Annotated in this window: 20 protein-coding genes; 9 read left to right on the top strand and 11 right to left on the bottom strand. The window is 59.5% G+C overall.

Annotated features, from left to right (window positions below; translation table 11 throughout):
• Nucleotides 1-3: 3 nt before the first annotated feature.
• A complete protein-coding gene (locus ACR0NA_RS09140; RefSeq protein ID WP_480728221.1) occupies nucleotides 4-843 on the top strand; it encodes a 2-keto-4-pentenoate hydratase in 840 nt (279 codons plus the stop codon).
• 9 nt (nucleotides 844-852) lie between these two features.
• On the opposite strand, the gene ACR0NA_RS09135 is transcribed toward ACR0NA_RS09140, so the two are convergent.
• Genes ACR0NA_RS09135 through ACR0NA_RS09120 form a run of 4 tightly spaced genes read right to left on the bottom strand, consistent with a single transcriptional unit; the run spans nucleotide 853 to nucleotide 7,530 of the window.
• Nucleotides 853-2,895, bottom strand: coding sequence for a hypothetical protein (locus ACR0NA_RS09135; protein WP_480728219.1), 2,043 nt, complete (start codon nucleotides 2,893-2,895; stop codon nucleotides 853-855).
• Complete coding sequence (locus ACR0NA_RS09130) at nucleotides 2,892-5,654, bottom strand: DUF4159 domain-containing protein (protein WP_480728217.1); 2,763 nt, start codon at nucleotides 5,652-5,654, stop codon at nucleotides 2,892-2,894. Before ACR0NA_RS09130 ends, ACR0NA_RS09135 begins: the two co-directional genes overlap by 4 nt.
• On the bottom strand, nucleotides 5,651-6,526 hold the full coding sequence (locus ACR0NA_RS09125) for a DUF58 domain-containing protein (RefSeq protein WP_170653564.1): 876 nt from the start codon (nucleotides 6,524-6,526) through the stop codon (nucleotides 5,651-5,653). Before ACR0NA_RS09125 ends, ACR0NA_RS09130 begins: the two co-directional genes overlap by 4 nt.
• Nucleotides 6,523-7,530: an AAA family ATPase gene (locus ACR0NA_RS09120; protein WP_480728216.1), complete on the bottom strand. Its 1,008-nt coding sequence runs from the start codon at nucleotides 7,528-7,530 to the stop codon at nucleotides 6,523-6,525. The genes ACR0NA_RS09125 and ACR0NA_RS09120 overlap by 4 nt, the downstream gene beginning before the upstream one ends.
• 64 nt (nucleotides 7,531-7,594) lie before the next feature.
• On the opposite strand from ACR0NA_RS09120, the gene ACR0NA_RS09115 reads away from it, so the two are divergent.
• Nucleotides 7,595-8,176 (top strand): DUF1285 domain-containing protein, encoded by a 582-nt coding sequence (locus ACR0NA_RS09115; RefSeq protein ID WP_480728214.1) that lies wholly within the window; start codon nucleotides 7,595-7,597, stop codon nucleotides 8,174-8,176.
• On the opposite strand, the gene ACR0NA_RS09110 is transcribed toward ACR0NA_RS09115, so the two are convergent.
• A complete protein-coding gene (locus tag ACR0NA_RS09110) occupies nucleotides 8,173-9,117 on the bottom strand; it encodes a DMT family transporter (RefSeq protein WP_480728213.1) in 945 nt (314 codons plus the stop codon). The two genes, ACR0NA_RS09115 and ACR0NA_RS09110, sit on opposite strands and share 4 nt — an antisense overlap.
• Nucleotides 9,118-9,289: 172 nt before the next feature.
• Here ACR0NA_RS09110 and ACR0NA_RS09105 point away from each other — a divergent pair, with 172 nt between their 5' ends.
• Together ACR0NA_RS09105 and ACR0NA_RS09100 are read left to right on the top strand one after the other, a co-directional pair.
• The gene (locus ACR0NA_RS09105; protein ID WP_480728211.1) at nucleotides 9,290-10,045 is read left to right on the top strand and encodes a hydroxypyruvate isomerase family protein; all 756 of its coding nucleotides are present in this window, start codon (nucleotides 9,290-9,292) and stop codon (nucleotides 10,043-10,045) included.
• A gap of 67 nt (nucleotides 10,046-10,112) precedes the next feature.
• Entirely contained in the window at nucleotides 10,113-10,343 is a 231-nt protein-coding gene (locus ACR0NA_RS09100) for a DUF2798 domain-containing protein (protein WP_480728209.1), read from the top strand.
• A 45-nt stretch (nucleotides 10,344-10,388) separates the two neighbouring features.
• Here the strand turns inward: ACR0NA_RS09100 and polA are convergent, their stop codons facing one another.
• The gene (gene polA, locus ACR0NA_RS09095; protein ID WP_480728207.1) at nucleotides 10,389-13,187 is read right to left on the bottom strand and encodes a DNA polymerase I; all 2,799 of its coding nucleotides are present in this window, start codon (nucleotides 13,185-13,187) and stop codon (nucleotides 10,389-10,391) included.
• 148 nt (nucleotides 13,188-13,335) lie between these two features.
• The gene (locus ACR0NA_RS09090) at nucleotides 13,336-13,515 is read right to left on the bottom strand and encodes a zinc-finger domain-containing protein (protein ID WP_480728205.1); all 180 of its coding nucleotides are present in this window, start codon (nucleotides 13,513-13,515) and stop codon (nucleotides 13,336-13,338) included.
• Between the two features lie 89 nt (nucleotides 13,516-13,604).
• Here ACR0NA_RS09090 and ACR0NA_RS09085 point away from each other — a divergent pair, with 89 nt between their 5' ends.
• Entirely contained in the window at nucleotides 13,605-14,594 is a 990-nt protein-coding gene (locus ACR0NA_RS09085; protein ID WP_480728203.1) for an ABC transporter ATP-binding protein, read from the top strand.
• Here the strand turns inward: ACR0NA_RS09085 and ACR0NA_RS09080 are convergent.
• A complete protein-coding gene (locus ACR0NA_RS09080; protein WP_480728200.1) occupies nucleotides 14,591-15,055 on the bottom strand; it encodes a DUF1203 domain-containing protein in 465 nt (154 codons plus the stop codon). The two genes, ACR0NA_RS09085 and ACR0NA_RS09080, sit on opposite strands and share 4 nt — an antisense overlap.
• A gap of 120 nt (nucleotides 15,056-15,175) precedes the next feature.
• Here ACR0NA_RS09080 and ACR0NA_RS09075 point away from each other — a divergent pair, with 120 nt between their 5' ends.
• The 4 genes from ACR0NA_RS09075 (at nucleotide 15,176) to ACR0NA_RS09060 (ending at nucleotide 22,228) form a co-directional block, all read left to right on the top strand.
• A complete protein-coding gene (locus ACR0NA_RS09075; protein ID WP_480728198.1) occupies nucleotides 15,176-18,073 on the top strand; it encodes an error-prone DNA polymerase in 2,898 nt (965 codons plus the stop codon).
• Between the two features lie 151 nt (nucleotides 18,074-18,224).
• Entirely contained in the window at nucleotides 18,225-19,742 is a 1,518-nt protein-coding gene (gpmI, locus tag ACR0NA_RS09070; RefSeq protein WP_480728196.1) for a 2,3-bisphosphoglycerate-independent phosphoglycerate mutase, read from the top strand.
• Nucleotides 19,739-20,872 (top strand): murein hydrolase activator EnvC family protein, encoded by a 1,134-nt coding sequence (locus tag ACR0NA_RS09065; RefSeq protein WP_480728194.1) that lies wholly within the window; start codon nucleotides 19,739-19,741, stop codon nucleotides 20,870-20,872. The genes gpmI and ACR0NA_RS09065 overlap by 4 nt, the downstream gene beginning before the upstream one ends.
• A gap of 6 nt (nucleotides 20,873-20,878) precedes the next feature.
• On the top strand, nucleotides 20,879-22,228 hold the full coding sequence (locus tag ACR0NA_RS09060; protein WP_480728191.1) for a S41 family peptidase: 1,350 nt from the start codon (nucleotides 20,879-20,881) through the stop codon (nucleotides 22,226-22,228).
• 33 nt (nucleotides 22,229-22,261) lie between these two features.
• On the opposite strand, the gene ACR0NA_RS09055 is transcribed toward ACR0NA_RS09060, so the two are convergent.
• The 3 genes from ACR0NA_RS09055 to ACR0NA_RS09045 all read right to left on the bottom strand — a co-directional run bounded on the left by ACR0NA_RS09055 (nucleotide 22,262) and on the right by ACR0NA_RS09045 (nucleotide 25,029).
• Complete coding sequence (locus ACR0NA_RS09055) at nucleotides 22,262-23,788, bottom strand: MFS transporter (RefSeq protein WP_480728189.1); 1,527 nt, start codon at nucleotides 23,786-23,788, stop codon at nucleotides 22,262-22,264.
• Between the two features lie 105 nt (nucleotides 23,789-23,893).
• The gene (locus tag ACR0NA_RS09050; protein WP_480728187.1) at nucleotides 23,894-24,256 is read right to left on the bottom strand and encodes a hypothetical protein; all 363 of its coding nucleotides are present in this window, start codon (nucleotides 24,254-24,256) and stop codon (nucleotides 23,894-23,896) included.
• A gap of 11 nt (nucleotides 24,257-24,267) precedes the next feature.
• On the bottom strand, nucleotides 24,268-25,029 hold the full coding sequence (locus ACR0NA_RS09045; RefSeq protein WP_480728185.1) for a DUF6478 family protein: 762 nt from the start codon (nucleotides 25,027-25,029) through the stop codon (nucleotides 24,268-24,270).
• Nucleotides 25,030-25,137: the final 108 nt, after the last annotated feature.

Raw genomic sequence — 25,137 nt, 5'->3', positions numbered from 1 at the left:
GCCATGCGGAGTTCGATATTCGTTTTGATGTCATGTCTGGCCGGCAGCGCGCTGGCTGACTGCGCGTCAGAAGCTGAAATTCAGGGGTTTGTATCGGACTATCTGTCCAACACTCCGACATCCGCCCTGACCGCCGATGGCGACATGAACGATGCGCTGTGTACACAAGCACTGGTTATCGAAGCGTTAGAGCCGCATTTGGGGCCGGTGATCGGTTACAAAGCTGGTCTAACAAGCAAACCGGCACAGGAAAGGTTTGGTGCAAGTGAACCGGTTCAAGGCGTGCTGTTTCGGGACATGATGCGCAAGGACGGAGCCAAAATTCCCTCGGATTGGGGTGCCCGACCGGTTTTCGAAGCCGATCTGATACTGGTGGTGGGTGACGCGGCCATCAATCAGGCAACCACACCCGAAGAGGTGATCGCAAATATCACGGCCATCCGACCTTTCATCGAGCTTCCCGATCTGATCCTGGCGGAGGATGAGCCGATCACGCCGGTAACGTTAACCGCAATCGGCGTCGCGCCAAAGCTGGGTGTCATTGGGCAGGAAATTTCGGTCACCGACCCGCCGGCGATGACCGCCGCCCTAGCTGACATGCAGGTAACGCTGCGTGCAGCAGATGGTGAGGTTCTGGCGCAGGCTCCGGGACGTGCGGTTCTGGAGCACCCGGCCAACGCAGTATTGTGGCTGTTGTCCAAGGGCGTCGAATTCAAACCCGGTGATCTCGTCTCGGTCGGGTCATTCGGGCCGCTGTTCCCGCCGGGCAAGGGCAAAGGTGGAGCGTCAGTTACCTATTCCGGTCTGCCCGGTGATCCGACTGTAACTGTCACCTTTGAGTGATCCGCTTGTTCAGCGCCGCCCTTCCCGCAGCCACCCGGCCACAAGGAAACCACTGGCCAGCAACAGGACCAGCCAGGGCGGCAGCAATCCGGCCTGGGTGATATCGCGCGTTTCATAAGCCCCGCGTGGCGTCAGACCGATCCAGCCGCGACCCGCAGCGGGCCTGCCTTCGCGGACGTTGCGTATCACCGGCACGCCGTCCTCCAACCGGATCACGCCACCGCGCATTCCGGCCAGTACTGGTTTCAGAATGTCGCCGGTCGCAATCGTATTCTCGAACTCTTTCGGAGAGGCGGGTCCAAGGCCGATCACCGCTTCGCGTTCGCTATCACTCAGGCGATAAAGACCGATTTCGGGACCGTAGTATTGGGCTTCGAACCGGCCGGGCGAAACTTCGGCAAGTTCAACTTCCGTTGTTTCGCCGTTTGGCCGGGTCACGGTAACCGCGCTGGCTTCGTCGCTCAGGGTCTGGCGGATGATCCGGATGGACTGACCGTTTGCCTCGGCCCACAGCGCCTCTTCCTCCAGTTCCGGCTCTTTCATCATCCAATGTGCCAGACGTCGCAAAAGCTCAAGCTGCGGCCCGCCGCCTTCGAAACCGCGGCTCCACAACCATGCGTGATCCGAGGCCAGCATCGCCACGCGCCCGTCACCCACCCGGTCCAGAACCAGCAAGGGTCGTTCATCCACACCGGTCATCAACACCTCGCCCGAACGGTGGTTGACATCGATCTGTCGCAGCCACGCCCCCCACTCGTCCGGATTGCCTAGATCAGCTGTAACGGGATGACGCTGACCCAGTTCCGTTACCTCGGGGACAAAACGTTCTTCAATCACCCGCGCCGTCGGCTGTGCTGGCAAAATCGGCGCCAGCGGCGAACGGAAGATACTGTCGGCGGTGGCGAAATCGGGTCCGGAATTGATCAGAACCGCGCCGCCGTCATTGATGTAATTCGTGACATTGTCCAGATAAATCGCCGGCAGAATGCCACGCCGCTTGTAGCGGTCGAAAATGATCAGATCAAAATCGTCGATCTTTTCCAGAAACAGCTCGCGCGTCGGAAAGGCGATCAGGGACAGTTCGTCCACCGGCACGCCGTCCTGTTTTTCGGGCGGGCGAAGAATGGTGAAATGCACCAGATCCACTGAACTGTCCGATTTCAACAGATTCCGCCAGGTCCGCCCGCCGGGATGCGGCTCGCCCGAGACAAGCAGAACCCGCAACCGGTCCCGCACGCCATTCATCTGTACCAATGCTGAATTGTTGCGGTCGGTCAGCTCGCCATCGGCAACCGGCACCGAGAACTGGATCACGTTGCGACCGCCATGCGGCAGCGCGACCGGCAGCTCCACATCCTGTCCGATGGGAATGGTGAAGCGTTCCGGTTCACCGCCATCCACGGAAATCTCCAGCGGCGCGGTAACTGCGTTGGCCGGTGCGGCACCGCTGTCCTCGACCCGCAGGGTCAGGGTTACCGGCTCGTCGATGATTGCAAAGGCCGGTGCGTTACGGACGATCAGCCTGCGGTCCCAGTCCTCGGACCGCCCGGTGAGCAGCAGATGCATCGGCGCGGGCAGGTTCGGGGCCAGATCGACGTCATGCACCAGCCCGTCGGATACGACAATAACACCGGCGACGCGCGCGCGCGGCTCTTCGGCCAGCGCTTCGGTCAGGGCGGACATGATTCTGGTGCCTTCATCCCCCTCGTCGTCACCAACTCTGATACGGCGCAATTCGGTGTTATCGCGTGCCTCAATGACACCGGCCAGTTCTTCGGCCGCTGTCGCAGTCTGCGCCGCCCGATCCGACAAAGTCTGACTGGAACTTTCGTCTTCGATCATCAGCACGATGTCGGTCAGCGCCGCACGATCCTCGACCTGATAAACAGGTCCGGCCAGCGCAGCGATCACGACCACTGCCGCCAGACCGCGCAGTGCCCAACCGGACAGTCCGCGCCATAGTGCCAGCACAATCCCGGCAACAGCGATCGCCGCTACGATGAAAAGCAGCGGCCAGGCGATCAGCGGATCAAAGATGACGGTTCCGGTCATTGTCCCAACCTGTCCAGCAGGGCGGGCACGTGGACCTGATCGGATTTATAATTCCCCGTCAGCACATGCATCACCAGATTGACTCCAAAGCGGTGGGCCAGCTCGCGCTGCCGCTCACCGGCATAGCCGCGCCCAACCGGCAATAGAGACTGACCGTTCCTGTCCACGGCCCAAGCCCCGGCCCAGTCGTTGCCGCCGATCACCACCGGTGTCACGCCGTCGTTCAGATTGCGAAACGGCATCCCTTCGATCTGTTCGGCGTCAAGTGGCGCCGCTTCGACCCAGACCTCGTTACCGGCGTGCCGTCCCGGAAAGTCCTGCAACAGGTAAAAGGCGCGGGTCAGAACGTGGTCACTGGGGACAGGTTCCAGCGGTGGAATGTCCAGCGACGCGGCCAGAGACTGCAGCTTGCGACCATTCGGGCTGGCCACGCCATAACTGGCAATATCGGCGTCCCGCGTATCAAACAGAATCATTCCGCCGGACCGCAGATAGGTGTTCAGCCTTGCATAGGCCTCGTCCGACGGTTGAGGCTGATCCGGCGTCACGGGCCAGTAAAGCAGAGGAAAGAACGCAAGTTCATCCCGCTCAAGATCAATGCCAACCGGATCCGCGGGCTCAACGGACGTGCGGTAGAACAGCGTGTCCGACAACCCCTTCAGCCCCGCCAAGGCCACGTCATCCACCTGACGGTTACCGGTCAGAACGTGGGCCAGAACCAGTTCCTGCGTTGACCGGATTGCGAAATCAGCGTCCGCTGCATTCTGTGCCTGCGCATGCGGCGCCATCAATGCCGCGCCCAGCACCATTGCCGCCGCCCGCACGGCACCCAATCGTCCCGACAGGACAAGCGAAGCCAGAATGTCCACAAACAACAATATCAGTGCAATGCTCATTAAAATGCCGCCCACCGGGACCTCGCGGTTTGTTTCCTGCCCCTTTACCGGCACGTCAGACGGCCAGGATGCCGCTTGCAGAGCGTCCTGGCCCTGCATCACGTTGACGGCCAACTTCTGACCTTCGTTTTCGTAAATTCCGGGGCGCAGGCCGGGGCCGATTTGACCCTCAACTAGTGTTGATCCGTCCACACCGGCCAGATTACCTGCGTCGGACAACCCGCCAAACCCATCCATGATCTGAGAGGGCACCCAAACGGTTCCCTGCAACTGTGCCTTTTGCTGCTCTTTGGCAGCCGAAGCCACGGCAAGACGGTCCAACATCTCGACGAATAGCCCCGACAACGGCAGGCTCGACCATTCGGCATCCGCCGTAACATGGAACAGAACAACCTGCCCCAACCCAAGAGACTTTCGCGTCACCAGCGGCGTGCCATCGCTGAGCGAAGCAATCGCCCGATCCGCAAGGTTGGGATCGGGTTGCGCCATGACCTGCGTACTGACCGTCACATCGTCGGGAATATTCAACCCGAAGAACGGAGAATGCTCGGGGAAGGGTGCCAGGCCCTTTGCCTCACCCCAGCTCATGGCGCCGCCAACCGATCTGCCCCCGCCCCGCAAGCGGACGGGAAGCAGAATATTCTCTTCCGAACGGCCCAGATCACTTGCCGCCATGCGAGGACCTGCGAAACGCAGCAACAGACCGCCCTTTTCAACCCATTTGGCAAGCTCGGATTCTTCGAATTCGGAAAGAATGACAACGTCAGCCAGCGCAATGACATCCGGGTTCGCGGGCAGAACCTCGGCCAGCGATCCGTCAACGAAATCCGCCGTAGGTACGGCAACCTGTTTCAGGTAGTGCAGGGGTGAGAGCAGCTCCAGCCCCTCGCGGTTGCGGCTGCTTCCGATCAACGCGATTTCCCGGCGTCTGAGGCTGTCATCGGTCAGTGCAACCGCCCCGGCCGAGCGTCGGTTCTGTATCTCAAACCGCGAAACCCGCGCGCGCAATTCGGATGGCAAGGCCAGCGCCACCTGAGACGACGCCTCACCCACTACGAACTCGGCCTCTGCATAATCCAGTGTCCGCATGGTACCGGCAGGGTCCGGCCCCAGCGCCAGCAGAGTGAGAGTTTCCGCAGATTCGACCCCGGAACGCAGAACGGTCAGTTGTACGGCCCCGTCCTCGAACCCGGCGGGCAATAGCGCAACCACCGGGTCAGGTGACTGAAACACCGTCACGCTTCCACGAGGCTGCAATTCCGCCAGAATCCGGTCCTGACCGGCATAGTCCAGCGCGTCGCTGAACCAAAGCGTATCGAACCCACCCTCGATGCCTTTGATAATGTCCGCCGCCTGCGCAATCTGGGCCTCACCCGGTTGCCATGGTGCGGGAACCAGCCCTGGCAAACGGCTTCGCCAGGCTTCTGCGGACTGAAAAACCGCAGCTTCGGGTTCGCTTAACCGCAGGATTGCCACGGGGCGTTCGGCGCGTCCCGCCTCAGTCAGTTGTGCATCAATCTGGTTGATCGTCGAATACCAGTCCGGCGCTCCGGCCCAGCTTGCATCAAGCACCAGCAACAGCGGTCCGGAACCCGCCTGATCCCGCGAAGGGTTCAGAACCGGACCGGCTAGGCCGATGATTATCGCCGCAACCGCCAACATCCGCAGCAGCAGCAGCCACCACGGGGTCCTGTCAGAAACGCTCTCATCATCTTTTAGACCCAAAAGCAGGGTGACAGCCGGGAACAGCCTGCGAATAGGCGCCGGGGGTACTGCACGCAGAATCAGCCAGAGAACCGGCAAGGCGAGCAGCCCCAACAAAATCCACGGGGCGGAAAACCCGATGCCCGCCAGCACTGTCATCGCGCGCCCCCATCCAGCGCGCGGTAAAGCCACAACAACGCCGCCTGCGCGCTTTCACCTGTGTGGTGAAGCCCCAACTGCCAGCCGGTCGCGCGGCACAATTGCATCAGGGCGTCTTTTCGGCTGGCCAGACGTTCCAGATAACGATCCTGCAAATCACCGGCCTTCAGCGTCTCATGCCGCAGCGAACCGCCGACGCTTTCGAAAATGGTCCGTCCCCTGTAGGGAAAGGTTTCTTCTTCGGGGTCGAGGACCTGCAGCAGAACCCCTTTGACACCCCTGTCAGCGGCTTTGGTCAGTGCCAGTTCAACTTCCTGAATATCGCCCAGAAAGTCCGAAACAAAAACGGCACGCGCATGGGGAATCATCGCGCGATGCTCGGGCGGAGAATAATCCGCACTTGCATCTTCGGACCAGGCTTCGGCAAGTCGGATGACCTGCGCATTGCCGCGCCGGGGTGGCAGAGTGGTTCCGGTCAACCCAACCCGTTCACCGCCACGGACCAACAAGATCGCTGTGGCAAGGCCCAGCAGGCGCGCTCGGTCCGCCTTGGTCGGCAAGGTCTTTGCCGACGAAAACCGCATCGAGGCCCCTTGATCGACCCACAGCATTACGGATTGTGCGATCTGCCATTCGCGCTCACGCACATACTGCTGATCCCCACGCGCTGAACGGCGATGGTCGATCATCCGCTTGCTGTCACCGATCTGCGCCGGACGGTATTGCCAGAAATCATCGCCCAGTCCGGCACGGCGACGGCCATGATCACCCAACAGGACCGTTCCGGCCAGATGTTCGGCCCGCGCCAACAGGGGTGGCAGCCGGGACGCCTCGGCCTCGGATCTTTCGCGAAGGGTCAGCGCGGCATTCACGCCGCAGCCTCGTTACGGACAAACCCGGCAGCAGTGCTTTCAATGAGATCGGCCAGACTGTCGCCGCGCGCCCGGGCAGCGAAGTTCAGGGCCATCCTGTGGCTAAGAACCGGCCGGGCCATATCCAGAACATCCTCGGCATTCGGGGCCAGACGCCCCTGCAGCATCGCCCGTGCGCGCACCGTCATCATCAGCGCCTGCGCCGCGCGGGGTCCGGGACCCCAGGCGACCGTTTCCGCAACACGCTCGGACACGCCGGTCTCTTCCGGGCGGAATGCGCGCACCAGATCCAGAATAAGTTCGACCACCGATTCACCCACCGGCATCCGACGCAGCAGAACCTGAGCCGCCAGCAGTTCTTGTTTGGTGAAAATCTGATTGGCCTGTTCTTCCTCGACCCCGGTGGTGGCGATCAGGATATCCCGTTCGGTCTGCCGGTCCGGGTAATCCACATCAATCTGCACCAGAAAGCGGTCAAGCTGCGCTTCGGGCAGGGGATATGTTCCTTCCTGCTCGATCGGGTTCTGGGTGGCCAGCACATGAAACGGCACCCCGAGCGAGCGGTCTTCGCCCGCGACCGTCACCGTGCGTTCCTGCATCGCCTGCAACAACGCCGACTGCGTTCGCGGGCTGGCGCGGTTGATTTCATCCGCCATCAGCAACTCGCAAAAGATCGGGCCGGGGATAAAGCGGAAATGACGGCTGCCATCCTCAGCCGTATCCAGAACCTCAGACCCCAGAATATCGGCAGGCATCAGGTCAGGCGTGAACTGGATACGATTGCCGTGCAGCCCCATCACCGTCGACAGTGTTTCAACCAGCCGGGTCTTGCCAAGACCGGGCAACCCGATCAACAGGGCGTGCCCGCCGCACAGCAGCGCGGTCAGGGTCAGATCAACGACCCGCTCCTGCCCGATAAACCTGCTGGTAATCGAAGTTTTGGCCTGTTGCAGCTTTTCTTCCAGCGCTTCGATCTCGGCAACGAGGTCGGCGGGTTCGGTCATGACTTTCCCTTCCGTGCACATGTATGATTGAAGTGTATCGCGTTGAGAGGAAATGGCAAAAGCAATGAGCGGACAAAATCCTGTGACACCATCTCCCGACGGTCTTGTGACCTCGGTAAAAGCCGCCAAATCCAAGGGTTTGCCGCCCGTTCACCTGTGGAATCCTCCGTTTTGTGGCGATCTGGACATGCGGATCGCCAAAGATGGCACTTGGTATTATATGGGGTCGCCCATCAACCGGTTCGAACTGGTTCGGCTGTTTTCATCCATTCTTAAGAAAGAAAACGGCAAGTACTTTCTTGTTACGCCGGTTGAAAAGGTGGGAATCACCGTCGAAGACGCGCCCTTTGTTGCCGTCGATTTCGACATTTCCGGCGAGGGTCCGGCTCAAATCATTACTTTCACAACACATGTCGGTGACGCGGCCATTGCAGGGCCGGAGCATCCCATTCGAATTGTTATCGATACCGAAACAGCAGAGCCGTCTCCCTATGTATTGATTCGCAGTGACCTGGAAGCGCGCATCGACAGAAAGAGTTTCTATCGCCTAGTGGAAATCGGCACACATCACGAAGGCTGGTTTGGTGTCTGGTCGTCAGAACGATTTTTCCCGTTCATGCCATCCGATGAACTCGGCGCTATCTAGGCGGTTTGCTCAGGCCTTCTGTCCTGCGCCAGCACAACACCCAAGGCGACAATTCCCGCGCCCAGCGCGCGGGTCCAGCTCCACTCATCCCCCAGCATGACCATGATCACCATGACATAGAATGGCGCGATGTTCATGTGAAAGGATGCGACCGCCACGCCAAGTTTCCCGATGGATGAGATGAACAGCATCTGACTGAGGCCCACAGCAACAAAAGCATAGATCGCCAGCATCCCTGCCTGATGCAAGTCGAAGGACTTGGCCGGGCGAATGGTCATTCCTATTTTCCCCGCACCAAACAGCAACAGCCCTGCAACCACCAAACCACCAAGCATCGTGATCGTCGTCCGGCCCATCTGGCTGAGGTCGGGGAAATCCCGGGCTGTGGCGAGGCTGGACCAGCAAAAGCAACAGGTCGACAATACCGCGCAAACCGCCCCCAGACCCAGCTGGGCAGGGGCAATGGCGCTGGTCGCGACCAACCCGCCAACGACCGAGGCCATTAACCCAAAGGCAAAATTCCGCGTCATCCGGCGAGTGCCCGACACCTGCTCAAGAATGGTTGCTATCAGTGGCGCGCATGAGAGTATGATCGCCACGGTAACCGGGTCGGTCAGTTTCTGCGCCAGCAGCAGCAGAACGGTGCCTACACCCATTCCGACGCCACCAACCAGAACCGCGTGCCGCCACCGGGCATTCAGTATGCGGGCCGGGCCATCAATCAGGAACCAGATCGGAAACATGACACAGGCAGCCAGAGCAAGCCGGGCCACGTTCAGCGCCAAGGGTGGCCAGCTTTGCAACAAAACTTCGACCGCCGGAAACCCCACGGCCCAAGTCAGCATCGAAGCAACCGCCAAAGCGTTGCCGGATCTGACAGCGGGCCGCCCGTAAGGCGCAGAAATAGCGCCCCCGCCGACGGGTTCCGGGCTCATGGCCATAGGTGCTTTTCCTCAAGTAGTTGCAGCGACACGGAAATGATTCGCCACATGTTGCCAGCGTCGCGTGATTCCGGGTGTTGATCTGGCCGGTTTTCGACAACCTGTCGTTTTCAGTCCCTTTCGCAGCAATCCCCGGCTGTTTATTGTCCGCGCAGCCACAGAAAGTTCGCAGATGCCTCGCTTTGCCGCCAATATTTCCTTGCTGTTTCAGGAGTTGCCGTATCAGGACCGATTTCAGGCGTCGGCAGATGCGGGTTTTGAAGCGGTAGAGATTCTGTTTCCCTATGATGTTGTTGCCAAGGAAACGCGCAGCGCCCTGATTGCCAGCGGGCTGGAGCTGGTGCTGATCAACGCGCCGCCGCCGAACTATTCGGGTGGCACACCAGGCTATGCGGCGGTTCCGGGTGGCGAGGCGCGGTTTCAATCCGATATCCGGCGGGTGTTACGCTATGCCGAGGTTCTGCGTCCGGGTTTGATTCACCTGATGTCAGGTTATCAAACTGGGCAGGATGCGCGGGACACTTTTGTGCAAAACCTGCAATGGGCTGCGGATACGGCTCCGCAGCAACGGTTCACCATCGAACCGCTCAACCCGATATCTCAGCCCGACTACTTCCTGAACGATTATGATCTGGCGGCTGAGGTTCTGGATCAGGTGAACCGCCCGAATGTTGGCCTGCAATACGACAGTTTTCATGCCCGGATGATCCACGGAGACGCCCATGCCATCTGGGAACGCTTTTGCGCCCGGGTCTTTCATGTCCAGATTGGTTCAGCACCTCACCGATCCGAACCCGGACAAGACCCGACAGACTTTCCCGCCCTCTTCGAAGCCATCGACGCCAGCGGCTATTCCGGATGGATAAGCGCGGAATATTCGCCATCGACACCTCAAACAGCCGAGTCGCTGAAATGGATGCGATGGTGACCGATTGGCACTGGATTTCACATCTTGAATATCGCATATGACATCCAACATGCTAAGGAAGACCTGAATGATCCCCGCCCGCTTTGCTCCCGCCCTGTTCGGATTCATCATGTCCGGGATGATGTCCTGCATTGTAACCGGTATCGCAACGCTCAAGGCCATCGGATTCGGGCCAAGCACACTTGGCGATTGGATGGCGTCGTGGGCGTTCTGCTGGCCCATCGCTTTTACCGTCATCCTGATCGCAAGCCCGGCTGTCCGCCGTCTGGTTGCGCGACTGGTCAGGCCCGAGGCCTGACCCGCCGCAAAGATGGCCCACCGGGCCTGATGAGCGGCCCGCCCGTCAATGGGCCTCGGCCCAGTTGGCACCACGCCCTGCATCGACAACAAGCTTCACATCCAGTTTGACAGCCGGATCAGCAGCGCCTTCCATGACATCCCGCGCAATTTCCATGGTCTGATCCACAGCCTCTTCAGCAACCTCGAACAAAAGTTCGTCATGCACCTGCAGCAGCATCTTGGCAGGCTGGCCGTTGATCGCATCCGGCATCCGCACCATTGCGCGCCGGATCACATCCGCCGCAGTGCCCTGAATCGGCGCGTTGATTGCGGCCCTGCGCGCAAACCCGGCATGAGGCCCCTTGGCATTGATCTCTGGCGTGTGGATTTTCCGCCCGAACAGGGTCTGCACATAACCGTGCTCTTTCGCAAAGGCGATGGTGTCGTCCATGTAACGCCGAATACCCGGGAACCGTTCGAAATAGCGGTCGATGAACCCCTGCGCCTCAGCCCGTGGAATGCGCAGGTTGCGCGCCAGACCAAAACCCGAGATTCCGTAAATCACACCAAAATTGATCGCCTTGGCCTGACGGCGAATATCCGGCGTCATTTCATCCAGCGGCACATCAAACATTTCGGACGCGGTCATCGCGTGAATGTCCAACCCATCGGAAAACGCCTGTTTCAAGGCCGGAATATCGGCGATATGGGCCAGGATTCGCAGCTCGATCTGGCTGTAATCGAGGCTGAGCATCACATTTCCCGGCTCGGCAATAAACGCCTCGCGAATGCGCCGTCCTTCTTCGGTGCGGACCGGGATATTCTGCAGGTTCGGGTCGGTCGAGGCCAGACGCCCCGTGTTGGCGCCGGTGATCGAATAAGACGTATGCACCCGGCCCGTATCCGGATTTATATGCGTCTGAAGCGCATCCGTATAAGTCGATTTCAGCTTGGACAACTGCCGCCAGTCCAACACCCGGCGTGGCAGTTCATGCTCGGTCGCCAGGTCCTCAAGAATATCCGCCCCGGTCGAATACTTCCCGGTCTTGCCCTTCTTGCCGCCTTCCAGACCCATCTTGTCGAAAAGGATCTCACCCAGCTGCGCGGGCGAGCCAACATTGAAGTTCTCACCAGCCAGCTCGTGAATATCAGCCTCTAACCCGGCCATTTTCTGCGCAAATGCGTTGGACATGCGGCTTAGCACATCGCGGTCGACCTTGATGCCGTGCATTTCCATTTCGGCCAGAACCGGTACCAGCGGACGTTCGAGCGTCTCATAAACAGTCGTCACCTGAACCTGATGCAGCTGCGGTTTGAACAGCTTCCACAGCCGTAGGGTGATATCCGCGTCCTCGGCGGCATAGGCCGTCGCCTCATCAATCGGCACCTTGTCAAATGTGATCGCAGATTTGCCCGATCCCAGCAGCGGTTTGATCGGGATAGGTGTATGGCTCAGGTACCGTTCGGAGAGGGTATCCATGCCATGCCCGTGCTCACCTCCGTGCATCGCATAAGACATCAGCATCGTGTCGTCGATGGGCGCGACATTCACCCCGTACCGCGCAAAGATCTTGGCATCGTATTTCATGTTCTGCCCGATCTTCAGGATCGACGGGTCTTCGAACATTGGTTTCAGCAGTGTCAAAGCCTCTTCCAGAGGCATCTGCCCCTCGGCCAGCGCATCCGAACCGAACAGGTCCTCAGTTGCACTCTGGCGATGAATCAGCGGGATATAGCAGGCCTCGCCCGGCTCGACGCACAGCGAAATACCCACCAACTCGGCGATCATTTCGTTCAGACCGGTGGTTTCGGTGTCCACCGCGACCCAGCCACGCTCATAAGCCTGATCGATCCATTTCTGCAGCGCTGCCGCATCCCGCACGCATTCATATTTGGACGCATCGAACGGGATCACATCAGCCTCGGGCTCGACAACAGCGGCGGGCGCTTCAGGGATAACTGGCGACTCAACGCCGAGTTTGTCAGCCATCCGCTTGGTCAGGGTGCGAAACTCCATCTCGGCCAGAAAACCCATCAAGGTGTCTGGCTCGGGGTCTTTCACCTCAAGATCATCAAGCGTGAAATCCAGCGGGGTCTTCTCATCCAGCTGCACCAGCTTTTTCGACAGCTCGATTTGATCACGCTTTTCGATCAGCGTCTGGCGGCGTTTGGGCTGTTTAATTTCCTCAGCCCGGTCCAGCAGGGTTTCCAGATCGCCATATTCGTTAATCAGCAAGGCTGCCGTCTTGATCCCGATCCCCGGCGCGCCCGGCACGTTATCGACGCTGTCCCCGGCCAGCGCCTGTACGTCGACAACACGTTCCGGCCCCACACCGAACTTCTCGAACACGCCATCCCGGTTAATGCGCTTGTTCTTCATCGCGTCCAGCATTTCCACGCCGTCGCCGACCAGCTGCATCAGGTCCTTGTCGGAACTCACGATAGTTACACGACCGCCCGCATCCCGCGCCTGAACCGCCAGCGTTGCGATGATGTCGTCGGCCTCATACCCTTCCAGCTCTTTGCAGGCGATGTTGAAGGCTTTGGTCGCCTCGCGGGTCAGCGGCATCTGCGGGCGCAGGTCTTCGGGCATCGCCTCGCGATTGGCTTTGTACTGATCATAAAGATCGTTGCGGAATGTGTGCGAGCCCTTGTCGAAAATCACCGCCACATGGGTTGGCGCGTCTGGACCGGCGTTGTCCTCGACATACTTCTGCAGCATGTTGCAAAAGCCAGACACGGCCCCGATCGGCAACCCGTCCGACTTTCGTGTCAAAGGCGGCAAGGCGTGATAGGCGCGAAAGATAAAGGCCGAGCCGTCGATCAGATGCAGATGGCACCCTTTTCCGAAATTCTGCGACATGAAAACCTCACTCCGTTTGCGCCTGCACAGTTGTGCCATGACGCGCCCGCGCCTGCCAGCCGCCATTTATAAGCAACCGGTATCTTCTTCTGTTCAAAATACGGAAATTCCGACGGCACCTGCCTTGCGGGGCCTTCCGGCAACTATGCTAGACGTCCGCCTGGCGCCCCGCCAGAACGTATTTGCAGTCGCAATACGGGCACTCGACCCAGCCTTCGTCCTCGGGAATCTGCAACCAGACACGCGGATGACCCAATGCACCTTCTCCGCCGTCACAGGCAATGCGGCTGTTTTCGACGATCCTGGTTTCCGGCGCTTCGATAGTCATCGCTGGCGATCCTTCCTGAGTTGTCGGCCCGGCGGGCGTGTATTAGATGCGTTTATGAGCGATGAGCAAACCGGGGGCAAGAGCAACAAATGACCGATGCGGCGATCAGGATCAAAGGGCTGAACAAGACCTATCGCGGTAGCAAGGGCCAACCTGAAAAACATGCGCTCAAAGGGATCGACCTGACTGTACCGCGCGGGTCTGTTTTTGGACTATTGGGTCCAAACGGCGCAGGTAAATCGACACTCATCAACATTCTGGCGGGGCTGGTTGTCAAAACATCGGGTAATGTGGCGATCTGGGGATTTGATCAGGATCGGAACCCACGCCGGTCGCGGGCCGCTATTGGTGTGATGCCGCAGGAGCTGAACCTTGATCCATTCTTTACGCCCCGTGGCGCGTTGGAGGTTCAAGCCGGGCTGTACGGCGTTCCGAAATCCGCGCGACGCAGTGATGAAATACTTGAACTGGTGGGTCTCAGCGACAAGGCCGACGCCTATGCCCGCACCCTGTCCGGCGGAATGCGGCGGCGATTGCTGCTGGCCAAGGCACTGGTACATCATCCGAAAGTTCTGGTTCTGGACGAACCCACCGCTGGCGTCGATATCGAACTGCGCCAGATGCTCTGGACCAACGTCCGTAAGCTGAACGAGCAGGGCATGACCATCATCCTGACAACTCATTATCTGGAAGAAGCGCAGGAGATGTGCGACGAAATCGCCATCATCAATCAGGGTGAAAAGATCGCGCAGGACAGCACTGCCAACCTGCTGAGCCGCATGGATAGCCGAACCATGGTAATAATCCCAGACAGCCCGGTCTTGGACCTGCCCGTGGCTGAGGGTGTCGAGGCCACGCTGAGCGAAGATGGCAATCTGATCCTGCGGTATCGCAGCGCACAGACCAGCGCCGAGCAGGTTCTGGAATCTGTCCGTCAGGCGGGCATCCGCATTCGCGACGTCCGCACTGAAGAGGCGGATCTGGAGGACATTTTTCTGGCCCTCACCTCGACACAGGCGGACACCCCGGCAGACGATCAGGATCAGCCGCGCCGGGGCATGCACAGGGTCAGGCTTTAGGCCCGGTCGATTCTCGCCTGATAGCAATTGTTCCGAGATGAACGGACGTGAATATAGCTCACATCCGCACGGGCAAAGATGTCGCTGACCTTTGCTTCAATCCGATCGGTGGGCGTGATCGCACCGGTGCCATAGACGATCCGATCATCCGGTCCGTATCCCTTGATCAGATAATCCGGGGATGAGGTCAGAATCTCGGGCAATGCTTCGCCCTCATACCGCTCACATGACGCGGCACACAGAAAGATCGGCCCGGTTTCGGCGTACGGATGTGTCTCTAAAAAGGGCCGATGTGCCAATATCAACATCTCGTCGCCCTCGGGTATGTTCTGCAGACAATGGCGGCAAGGGTTGCCTGCCCCTTTTGAGACAACACGCTCCGGCGTAGCGCCATAGGCATCCGGGCCACCAGCCTGAAGGGCGCGCACATCTTCGGTGGATAAGGCAGTGATCTTGAACATCTCGGGTCTCCTGTTTTGCCCTGAACATGCCCGCTACCCCGCATTCGGGCGACCCGTTTCATGCGCAATGGCGTAAAGGACTCGAAAAAGAACAAAACGTGAATATAATATGGAATCGCCATGTATGCCGAACTGTCGATCACGTCGAATTTCACCTTCCTCACCGGGGCCTCGCACCCCGAGGAGTATATGGAGCGTGCCGTTACCCTGGGCCTCCCCGCTATTGCGATTGCCGATGACAACTCGGTCGCCGGAATCGTCCGCGCCCATACCCAAGGGCGCGAGATTGCCCGCAAGGTTCGCGAGCGGCTGGAGTGGGAGGCGCAGAATACCACCATCGGCCCGCCCTGCCCCGATCACATCCCGAAACCGCCCTCCTATCCGATCCACGCGGTGCCCCGCCTAATCCCGGCAGCGCGGCTGATTTTCACCGACGCGCCCACCGTCACCGCCCTGCCCCTGAATCGGCAGGGCTGGGCCAATCTGTGCCGCATCCTGTCCACGGGCCGCCTGCGCGCCGAGAAAGGCGATTGCATCCTGCACCTGTCGGACCTGATGGAGTTTTCCGACGGCCTCCATCTGCTGCTCTGGCCACAGGCGGCCCGGTCTCCGGGCGGCGCGGTCGCATGGCGGACACAGGCGCAACAACTGACGCGCCGCTTTGCCGGGCGGATGCATCTGTTGATGCATCCCCGGTATGATGGTGCCGATACCACATATTTCCCTTTATTAGAGACTGAATCAAAACAGCTGAACATCCCCACCCTCGCCAGCGCGACGCCGCTGATGCATCACGGTGCCCGCCGCAAGCTGGGTGATGTGCTGACCGCCATCCGCCTGCGCCGAAAGGTGGATGAGCTGGGCCGCGAGGCGCTGGCCAATGGCGAACAGCGCCTGCGGTCCGAGGGTGAGATGCTGCGTATCTTCAAAGGTCACGAAGGCGCTGTTGCCCGCGCCCACGCGCTCAGCGAACAGCTTACATTCTCGCTCGACGAGTTGCGCTATGAATACCCCAGCGAGGGCAATGAGCAGGAAACCCCGACCCAGCGCCTGCAGCGCCTGGCCCATGAAGGGTTGAAATGGCGCTATCCGGCGGGCGCGTCAGAGAAGGCAAAAAAGATGCTGGCGCATGAGCTCGCCCTGATCGGCAAGCTGAAATATGAACCCTATTTTCTGACCGTCCGCGACATCGTCCATTTCGCCCGCTCGCGCGGCATCCTGTGTCAGGGGCGCGGGTCGGCGGCCAATTCGGTGGTCTGCTTCTGCCTCGGCATCACCGAAGTTAGCCCCGAGATGGGCACCATGGTCTTCGAACGCTTTGTCTCCGAGGCGCGCGATGAGCCACCCGATATCGATGTCGACTTCGAACATGAACGCCGCGAAGAGGTGATCCAGCACATCTACGACCGCTATGGGCGGGAACGCGCGGGCCTCTGCGCGACGGTCGTGCATTACCGCGGCAAGCGTGCCATCCGCGAGGTCGGCCGCGCTATGGGCCTGACTGAAGATACCATCTCGGCGCTGTCCTCCCAACTCTGGGGCTTTTTCTCGGCTGCCGGGCTTGAGGCCGAACGGATGCGCGAAATTGGCCTCGATCCCGAAGATCGCCGCCTGAAACAGACTCTGACACTGGTCTATGAGATCGATGGCTTCCCCCGCCATCTGTCTCAGCATGTGGGCGGTTTCATCATCACCGAGGGGCGGCTGGACGAACTGGTTCCCATCGAAAACGCCACCATGGAGGGCCGCACAGTCATTTGCTGGGACAAGGACGACATCGACTCGCTTGGCATCCTCAAGGTCGATGTCCTCAGCCTCGGGATGCTGACCTGTATCCGCAAGGCGTTTGATCTGATCGGCCAGCACCACCAGACCCAATATACGCTGGCCACCCTGCCGCCCGAGGACCCGCAGGTTTATGACATGCTGTGCAAGGCCGACAGTATTGGCGTGTTTCAGGTGGAATCACGTGCACAGATGAATTTCCTGCCCCGCATGAGGCCGCGCAAATTCTACGATCTGGTGATCGAGGTCGCGATCATCCGCCCCGGCCCCATTCAGGGGGACATGGTGCACCCTTATATCCGGCGACGGAATGGCGAAGAACCGGTTGTTTTCCCCTCGGACGCATTGGGCGAGGTGCTGGGCAAAACCATGGGTGTGCCGCTGTTTCAGGAACAGGCGATGCAGATCGCCATTGTCGGCGCGGGCTTTACCGCCGAACAGGCCGACCGGCTGCGCCGCTCGCTGGCGACCTTCAAAAAGCACGGCAATGTCAGCGAGTTCCGCACCCTGTTCCTGCGCGGCATGAAGCGCAACGGCTATGACAACGACTTTGCCGAACGCTGTTTTTCGCAGATCGAAGGCTTCGGGTCTTATGGCTTCCCCGAAAGTCACGCCGCCAGCTTTGCGCTGCTGGTCTATGCCTCGGCCTGGATCAAATGCCACCATCCGGGCATCTTCGCCTGCGCGCTGCTGAATTCACAGCCGATGGGGTTCTATGCCCCGGCCCAGATCGTGCGCGATGCGCGCGAGCACGGGGTGCAGATCCGCCCGGTCTGCATCAACGCCAGCTATTGGGACAACGTGATGGAGCCTGACGGGCGCGGCGGTCTGGCCCTGCGTCTGGGATTCCGGCAGATCAAGGGCCTGCGCGAAGAGGATGCCGAGTGGCTGACCGCGGCACGGGGCAATGGGTATATGCAGGTCGACGATATCTGGCGCCGCGCTGGTCTTGGTCCGGCAGTGATTGAGCGTTTGGCCGAGGCGGATGCCTTTGCCACCTGCGGCCTGACCCGGCGCGAGGCATTGTGGCAGGCCAAGGCGATTGCCACAGCCAGACCCCTGCCACTTTTTGCGCAGGATCTGGAAGGCGAAGCGCTGGACGAGCCTGCGGCCTACCTGCCGCAGATGTCTCTGGGCGAGCAGGTGGTCGAGGATTATGTTGCCACACGCCTCAGCCTCAAGGCGCATCCGGTGGCATTGCTCAGGCATCTGCTGACGCCGGATGCCGCATAACCACAGTTTGAGCTTCAGGTCGAGATAAGCCCGAATATCAAACCGATTCCAGACGTTCTGGTAATTTTGGCAAGTGGTTGCGCTAAAGGCGGTTCACCCCAGGGCGGGCAAGGGGTAGAAGGCTGCTCAGAGCAGTTTCCGGAGTAAGAATATGACCGCCCCCAAGCCCGTTGTTCTGTGCATTCTCGATGGCTGGGGATTGTCGGATGCAACCAAAGCCAATGCGCCATTGCTGGCGAATACGCCCACCTTTGACGCCATCATGACAAACGGCCCACATGCACGGCTGATCACGCACGGGCCGGATGTGGGCTTGCCGACCGGGCAAATGGGAAATTCCGAGGTCGGCCACACCAATATTGGTGCGGGTCGCGTGGTTGCGATGGATCTGGGTCAGATCGATTTGGCGATCGAGGACGGATCGTTTTTCAACAACAACACACTTTTGGACTTTATCGACAGGGTCAAAGCATCGGGCGGCACGGCTCATCTGATGGGGCTGGTCTCAGACGGGGGTGTACACGGCCATATCGATCACATCGTTGCTGCGGCAAAGGCCATCACGCAGGCCGGAATACCCGTTGCGCTGCATGCAATCACTGACGGGCGGGACGTGGCGCCGAAATCTGCCTACAGCTATTTTGCCGAACTTGAAGAGCGCCTTCCGACAGGTGCCCGCGTCGTTTCCGTCATTGGACGGTATTTCGCCATGGATCGGGACAACCGATGGGAACGCGTGGGCGAAGCCTATGACGCGATGGTCAAGGGTGAGGGCCGCAAGGTCAGCACAGCGCATTCGGCCGTGGACCACGCCTATAACCAGTCGGAAACCGATGAATTCATCGCCCCGACCGTTCTGACCGGCTACGATGGTATGAAGGACGGTGACGGCCTGTTCTGCCTGAACTTTCGCGCTGACCGCGCCCGCGAGATTCTGCGTGCCATTGGCGAGCCGGATTTTTCCGAATTTGACACCGGTCCGCGCCCAAGGCTGGCAGCGCTGCTGGGGATGGTGGAATATTCAGCCGGGCACAATGCCTATATGACAACCGTCTTTCCAAAGCGCGAGATCGTCAACACGCTGGGTGCCTGGGTCGCAAAACAGGGCCGGCGCCAGTTCCGACTTGCCGAGACCGAAAAATATCCGCACGTAACGTTCTTTTTGAACGGCGGCAAGGAAGATCCCGAGGAAGGCGAAGACCGGTATATGCCGAAATCGCCCAAGGTGGCGACCTACGACCTGCAACCGGAAATGTCGGCGGCGCAGGTAACCGGCAAATTCGTCGAAGCGATCAAGGCCGGATATGACCTGATCGTAACCAACTATGCCAATCCCGATATGGTTGGCCATACGGGTGATCTGAATGCGGCGATCAAGGCCTGTGAAGCCGTTGATCAGGGTCTGACACAGGTGGTTTCTGCGTTGAAGGCCGCGGGCGGGGCCATGATCGTCACCGCCGATCACGGCAATTGCGAGATGATGATCGACCCCAAAACCGGTGGCCCACATACCGCGCATACGCTGAATCCAGTACCGGTCGCATTGGTGGGCGGCCCTCAGGGTGCAAACCTGCGGGATGGGCGGTTGTCGGACCTGGCGCCTACCATTCTGGACCTCATGGACCTGCCACAGCCACCGGAAATGACCGGTCAGAGCCTGTTGGGATGAAGCTGTGGGCGACTATTGCTGCTGCGCTTTTGTGGTTGGTGCCTGCCGCCACCAAGGCCGATGTCACGCAGGCTGCACTGGACGCGGCGCAAATGCTTGAGGAGGCCTCGGTTTCCCTGACCGAGGCCGAAGGCGCCCGGGACCGGGTGCGCGCCCTGACTGCAACTGTTCAGGCCTATGAGGCCGGATTGGCCGCGATGCGCGAAGGATTGCGCAAGGCGGCAACGCGCGAGGCCGAGCTGACTGCGGAATTGAGGGCCCGGGAAACAGACATCTCGCAGTTGTTGGGCGTTCTGCAAACCATCGAAACCACCGCGCCGCCGGTTCTGATGCTGCACCCGTCGGGCCCGCTGGGCGCGGCGCGTACCGGCATGATGCTGGCCGAGGTCACGCCGGGCCTCAATGCGCGGACGCAGGCGCTTGCCGATGATCTGCAAGAAGTCCAGACGCTGCGGCAGCTTCAGCAAAGCGCTGCAAATACCCTGACCGAAGGGCTGACTGGCGTGCAAACGGCACGATCCGAGCTGAGCAAGGCCATCGCCGACCGGACGGATTTGCCGCAGCGGTTCGTGGAAGACCCGGTTCGTACGGCTATTCTGATCTCGTCCACCGAAACTCTGGACGGCTTTGCCAGCGGTCTGTCCGAAATTTCCGGCACTGACATCGCCGAAACCAACGCCGATATCTCCAGTCTAAAAGGTCAGATCGACCTGCCTGTTCAGGGCGTTCTGTTGCATCGCTTTGGCGGCACCGATGCGGCCGGCGTGACCCGCCCCGGGTTGGTGCTGGGTGTTCGACCCCGTTCGCTGGTGGTATCGCCAACCGCCGCCACCATACGCTATCGCGGGCCGCTGCTGGATCTTGGCAATGTCGTCATTCTTGAGCCACAGCCTGATCTACTGTTCATTTTTTCCGGGTTGAGCGAAGTTTTTGGCGAGCCGGGACAGGTCATCCCAAAAGGCAGCCCTGTCGGCCTGATGGCGGGTGAGACTCCGGAAATCGGCGCAATTCTGTCAACAAGCGGTGATGGCACTGGAACAAACCGGTCAGAAACGCTCTATATAGAGGTGAGAGAGGGCAACAGCCCTGCGGACCCGGAAACTTGGTTCCGAACGGACAAGGATGGATAGACGAGCATGAAGAAATTTGTGATGGCCGGTCTGGCCGGAACCGTGGCGGGCATAATCGCCACCACTCAGATTGCCGGTCCTTTGCTGGCGCAAGAGGCGGAAAGCAAGGCTACCGTGTATGAGCAGCTGGATCTGTTCGGCGACATTTTCGAACGCATCCGCGCGCAATACGTGGAAGAGGTCGAGTCGGATGAGCTGATCGAGGCCGCGATTGACGGCATGCTGACATCACTTGATCCGCACTCAAGCTATCTGTCGCCGGATGACGCGGAACAGATGCGTGTGCAGACACGCGGCGAATTCGGTGGGCTGGGCATCGAGGTCACTCAGGAAGACGGCTTTGTAAAGGTCGTCTCACCCATTGACGACACACCCGCGGACGAGGCGGGTATCGAAGCCGGAGATTTCATTACCCACGTGGATGGCGAGAGCATTCTGGGTCTTACTCTGGACAAGGCGGTTGAACTGATGCGCGGGCCGGTTGGGTCGGAAATCATCATCACCGTGGTTCGCGAAGGCGAACAGGACCCGTTCGACGTCACCATCATCCGTGACACGATCAAACTGACGGCCGTCCGGGCGCGTACGGAAGGCACCAGCGTTGTGCTGCGCGTGACCACCTTCAACGATCAGACCTATCCGAACCTCAAGGAAGGTCTGGAAAAGCAGATCGAAGAGGCCGGTGGCATCGACAAGGTAAACGGTGTCGTTCTGGACCTGCGCAACAATCCGGGCGGTTTGCTGACTCAGGCGATCAAGGTCTCGGACGCGTTTCTTGACGAGGGCGAGATCGTGTCGACCCGCGGCCGCAACCCCGAAGACGGTGAGCGCTTCAATGCAACCGATGGTGATCTGGCCAACGGCAAACCAATTGTCGTTTTGATCAATGGCGGGTCTGCCTCGGCTTCGGAAATTGTTGCTGGTGCGTTGCAGGACCATCACCGGGCCATCGTTGTCGGCACCAAGAGCTTTGGCAAAGGGTCCGTTCAGACGGTGATGCCCCTGCGCGGAGACGGCGCCATGCGTCTGACCACATCCCGGTACTACACACCGTCTGGGCGCTCGATCCAAGCGCTTGGCGTCAGCCCCGACATCGTTGTCGAACAGCCACGCCGTCAGCCTGAAACCGAGGAAGAGGAAGAATCAAACGCCCGCAGCCGTTCCGAGGCGGACCTGCGTGGCCGTCTGAACAATGACAGCCTGAGCGAAGATGAAATTCGGCAGATCGAGGAAGATCGCGCCAAAGCCGAAGCCACTGCCGAACTGCGTGAGCAGGATTATCAGTTGGCCTATGCGATTGATATCCTCAAAGGTTTGTCGGCCTTCAACCCTGCGGCTCCGGCACGCTCGCAATAATACGAAACGGGGCCGTCTATCTGGCGGCCCCTTCTACGCCTCGACTTTGTGAAGCTTTTCTTCGTCAAGCATCAACGAAAAGATCACTCCGATTCCAACTGAAATCGTTGCAAACACAAAGGCCATGTTCATGCCGCTGTCGAAGGCAGCGTTGATGGCGCTGCGGATTTTTTCGGTTTCCTGCGGTCCAAGCTTCTCCAGAACCGCCTGCGCCGATTTTGTCGCCAGGGTTCCACCATTGATCGCCCGTTGTTCGGCATCAGACAGATTGATGTTTTCGGCGGCAAGTTCATCGCGCAGGCTTATCAGGCTGACCATATACATGATTGCCGTTGCCACAGCGACCGCGATCGCGCCGTAGACAAGGTGAACCATAAAGCTCAGCCCGCCCACCAGCCCGGCGCGTTCCGGCTTGACCGCACAGACCGCGGCGGTACCCGAAGGTCCGACTGTCAGCGTTGCGCCAAGCCCGATCAAAGCCATGCCGGGCAAGATCTGGAAATACCCCAGCGAACTTGGCATCAGAACCACGCTCAGAGAACCGACGGTCGCTATGATATACCCCCAGAACAACAACCGTTTTGGACCGAAGTCGTTGTAAAGCGTGCCGGAAAGAATGGATCCGACCGCCAGCAGCAAGGTCAGGGGCGCCAACCCAAGCGCCGATTCAAAGGTCGACCAGCCCAGCGATTTCTGCATGTATTGCGGGAAATACAAAAGAGCGATGTAAGCGGCCGGCACATTCACGGCGTTCAGAGCCAGCGTGATCCTGAACTCACGATTCTGCATCATCTGCGGCAGTATCAGCGGCTCGGCCACGCGTTTCTCGACCTTTGGAAACAGGACAAACAACGCAGCACTAACGCCGAACAGTGCCATCAGTGGCAGCGACGTCCAACCCCAGTCGGCACCGACATCCAAACCGTATAGCAGGCACAGAACCGCCAGCGACAGAACCGCCATACCCGCAAAGTCGATATGTTCGCCTTGTTTGTGGTCCTTTTCCCGCGCCATCAGCAGCCGCACGGTCACCATCGACACGACCGAGAAAATGACGTTGGCCACAAAAAACAGCCGCCAGTCGCCAAGATTGACGACCGCGCCGCTGATCATCGGGCCAAAGACATTGCCGCTGGTAACACCGGCCAGAATCAACCCCATCACCAGTGCGCGGTGTTCCGGCTTTGCCACTTTGGTGGCTCCGAAAGCCAGAGTACAGGGCCAGACGCACCCCGCCCCGATACCCTGCAGGGCACGCGCGGCAATCAGCACATTCAGGCTGGGCGAAACAAGACAGATCACCGAGGCCGCCAGAAAAATCAAAAGCCCGATCATCAGGACCCTGCGGTGGCCGTACATGTCGCCAAGCCGCCCGCCCGCGACCATCGTCATCGCAAAGAATAGCGCATAGATGTTCAGGACCCACTGAGTGCTGGTGATGTCCGCATCGAACGCATTTTCGATGGCAGGTATCAGCAGCAAGGCACCCGTGAAATCGATCCCGATCCCAAAAGCGGTCACCATCAAGGCGATGACCTTGGTGATGCTACTGCGGTCCATTTGGTCACTCTTGAATGTAGGTTTGTTCTATTGGTGCCTTATCGAGCGCAAAAAAGATAGGAAAATCAGGAATGTTTCGCGGAAATGCAATCGGTTGCCGCGTGTCTAGTCGTCGGTTTCCCGGCAATGCCGCCGGAATGCGCGTTTCAGCATGTCCAGCTCAGCGCGCAGCAATTCAACCTCGGCCCTCAGGTCATGTTCCACCACAGAGCCCGCAATCAGAGTGAAATCGCCAAGTTTGATGTCCGCGCCCTGATCATGGATGACAACCGTATGTACACCGTCAGCCACGGCGGCAAGCGGAACGGGAATGCGCAGCAACCATCCATTATCCAGTTCCGAAAGCTCGATGCCTTCCACATCCTGATCCAGATAGCACACCCTGAGATCCGGCTTGTCCTGCCCGCTCAGGTGGCCTTCCCATATTCCGTTTTCAAAACGAACAGCGCTCAGATTTGGTTGTGTCATTCCAGAACACCCTACAATTCGGCCCGAAAGTGGCGGCACAAGGTCAAATCGCGAACAACCAGCCGGTTCATTTCGGGTGACTGGAATATCAGATCCAGCCAGACCTTGCTGATCCGGTTTTCATTCAGATTTGCGTAAGCCAGATCAAACTCGATCGACACCTCCGGAGAGTCTGTCGAAAAGTGGTGTCCGATCTGTTCCGTATTCGGGCCATGCTGAATATTCAGTCGGGCAATGACCTCAACCGGGCGCTCTGCTTCGACCGATGCATCCAGCCGCATCAGATGCGACTTTGTCATCCCGGCGGTCGCCTCCGGCGGAAGTTCGGCAGACAGGGACAGAAAAGAGCCGTCGAATTCGAAGACCTCCAGACTCAGACCAAAAGGGGCAAGATCGCCCGCCTGCCGGTTGCGTATCTGGCGAAACGTGATCTCAGAGGTGGCGCAATCGTGAAACAGCTTCACCTGATCGTCCAGAGGTGTCTTTCGCGCCACAGAGGACTGACCGAACCGTTGCAAAGGCCCACGCCAAAGGTCAGGCCGCCAGGACCAGTCCGTTCTTTGCGGCCGGAAAAAGCGGGTTGATCCGACGTCCGGGCAATTCAAACGCTCGTCGGCCGTCAGGATCAACTGGTCAAGCTGTTTACGCAGCCCGCGAGCCTGATCGCGCAATTTCCGCAAGTCCCGCCAATCAGCCGACTTCGCCGCCTGCGCGGCTTCGCGCCATCGCCGCTCGGTCGCGCGGTGAAAAAGCCGATCCAGATATTTACCCATGTGCCTTCCGCTGCGTTTCGCACCTCTTTAACGAATGAGGGTCTGCGAGATAAAGACAGGAACGGGAAAAAGCTTAAAAAAGTGCACAACACCTGCGCGAGTTGGTGA

It is taken from the genome of Ruegeria sp. C11 (assembly GCF_056537725.1).
This window is presented reverse-complemented; position numbering and strand designations above follow the sequence as displayed.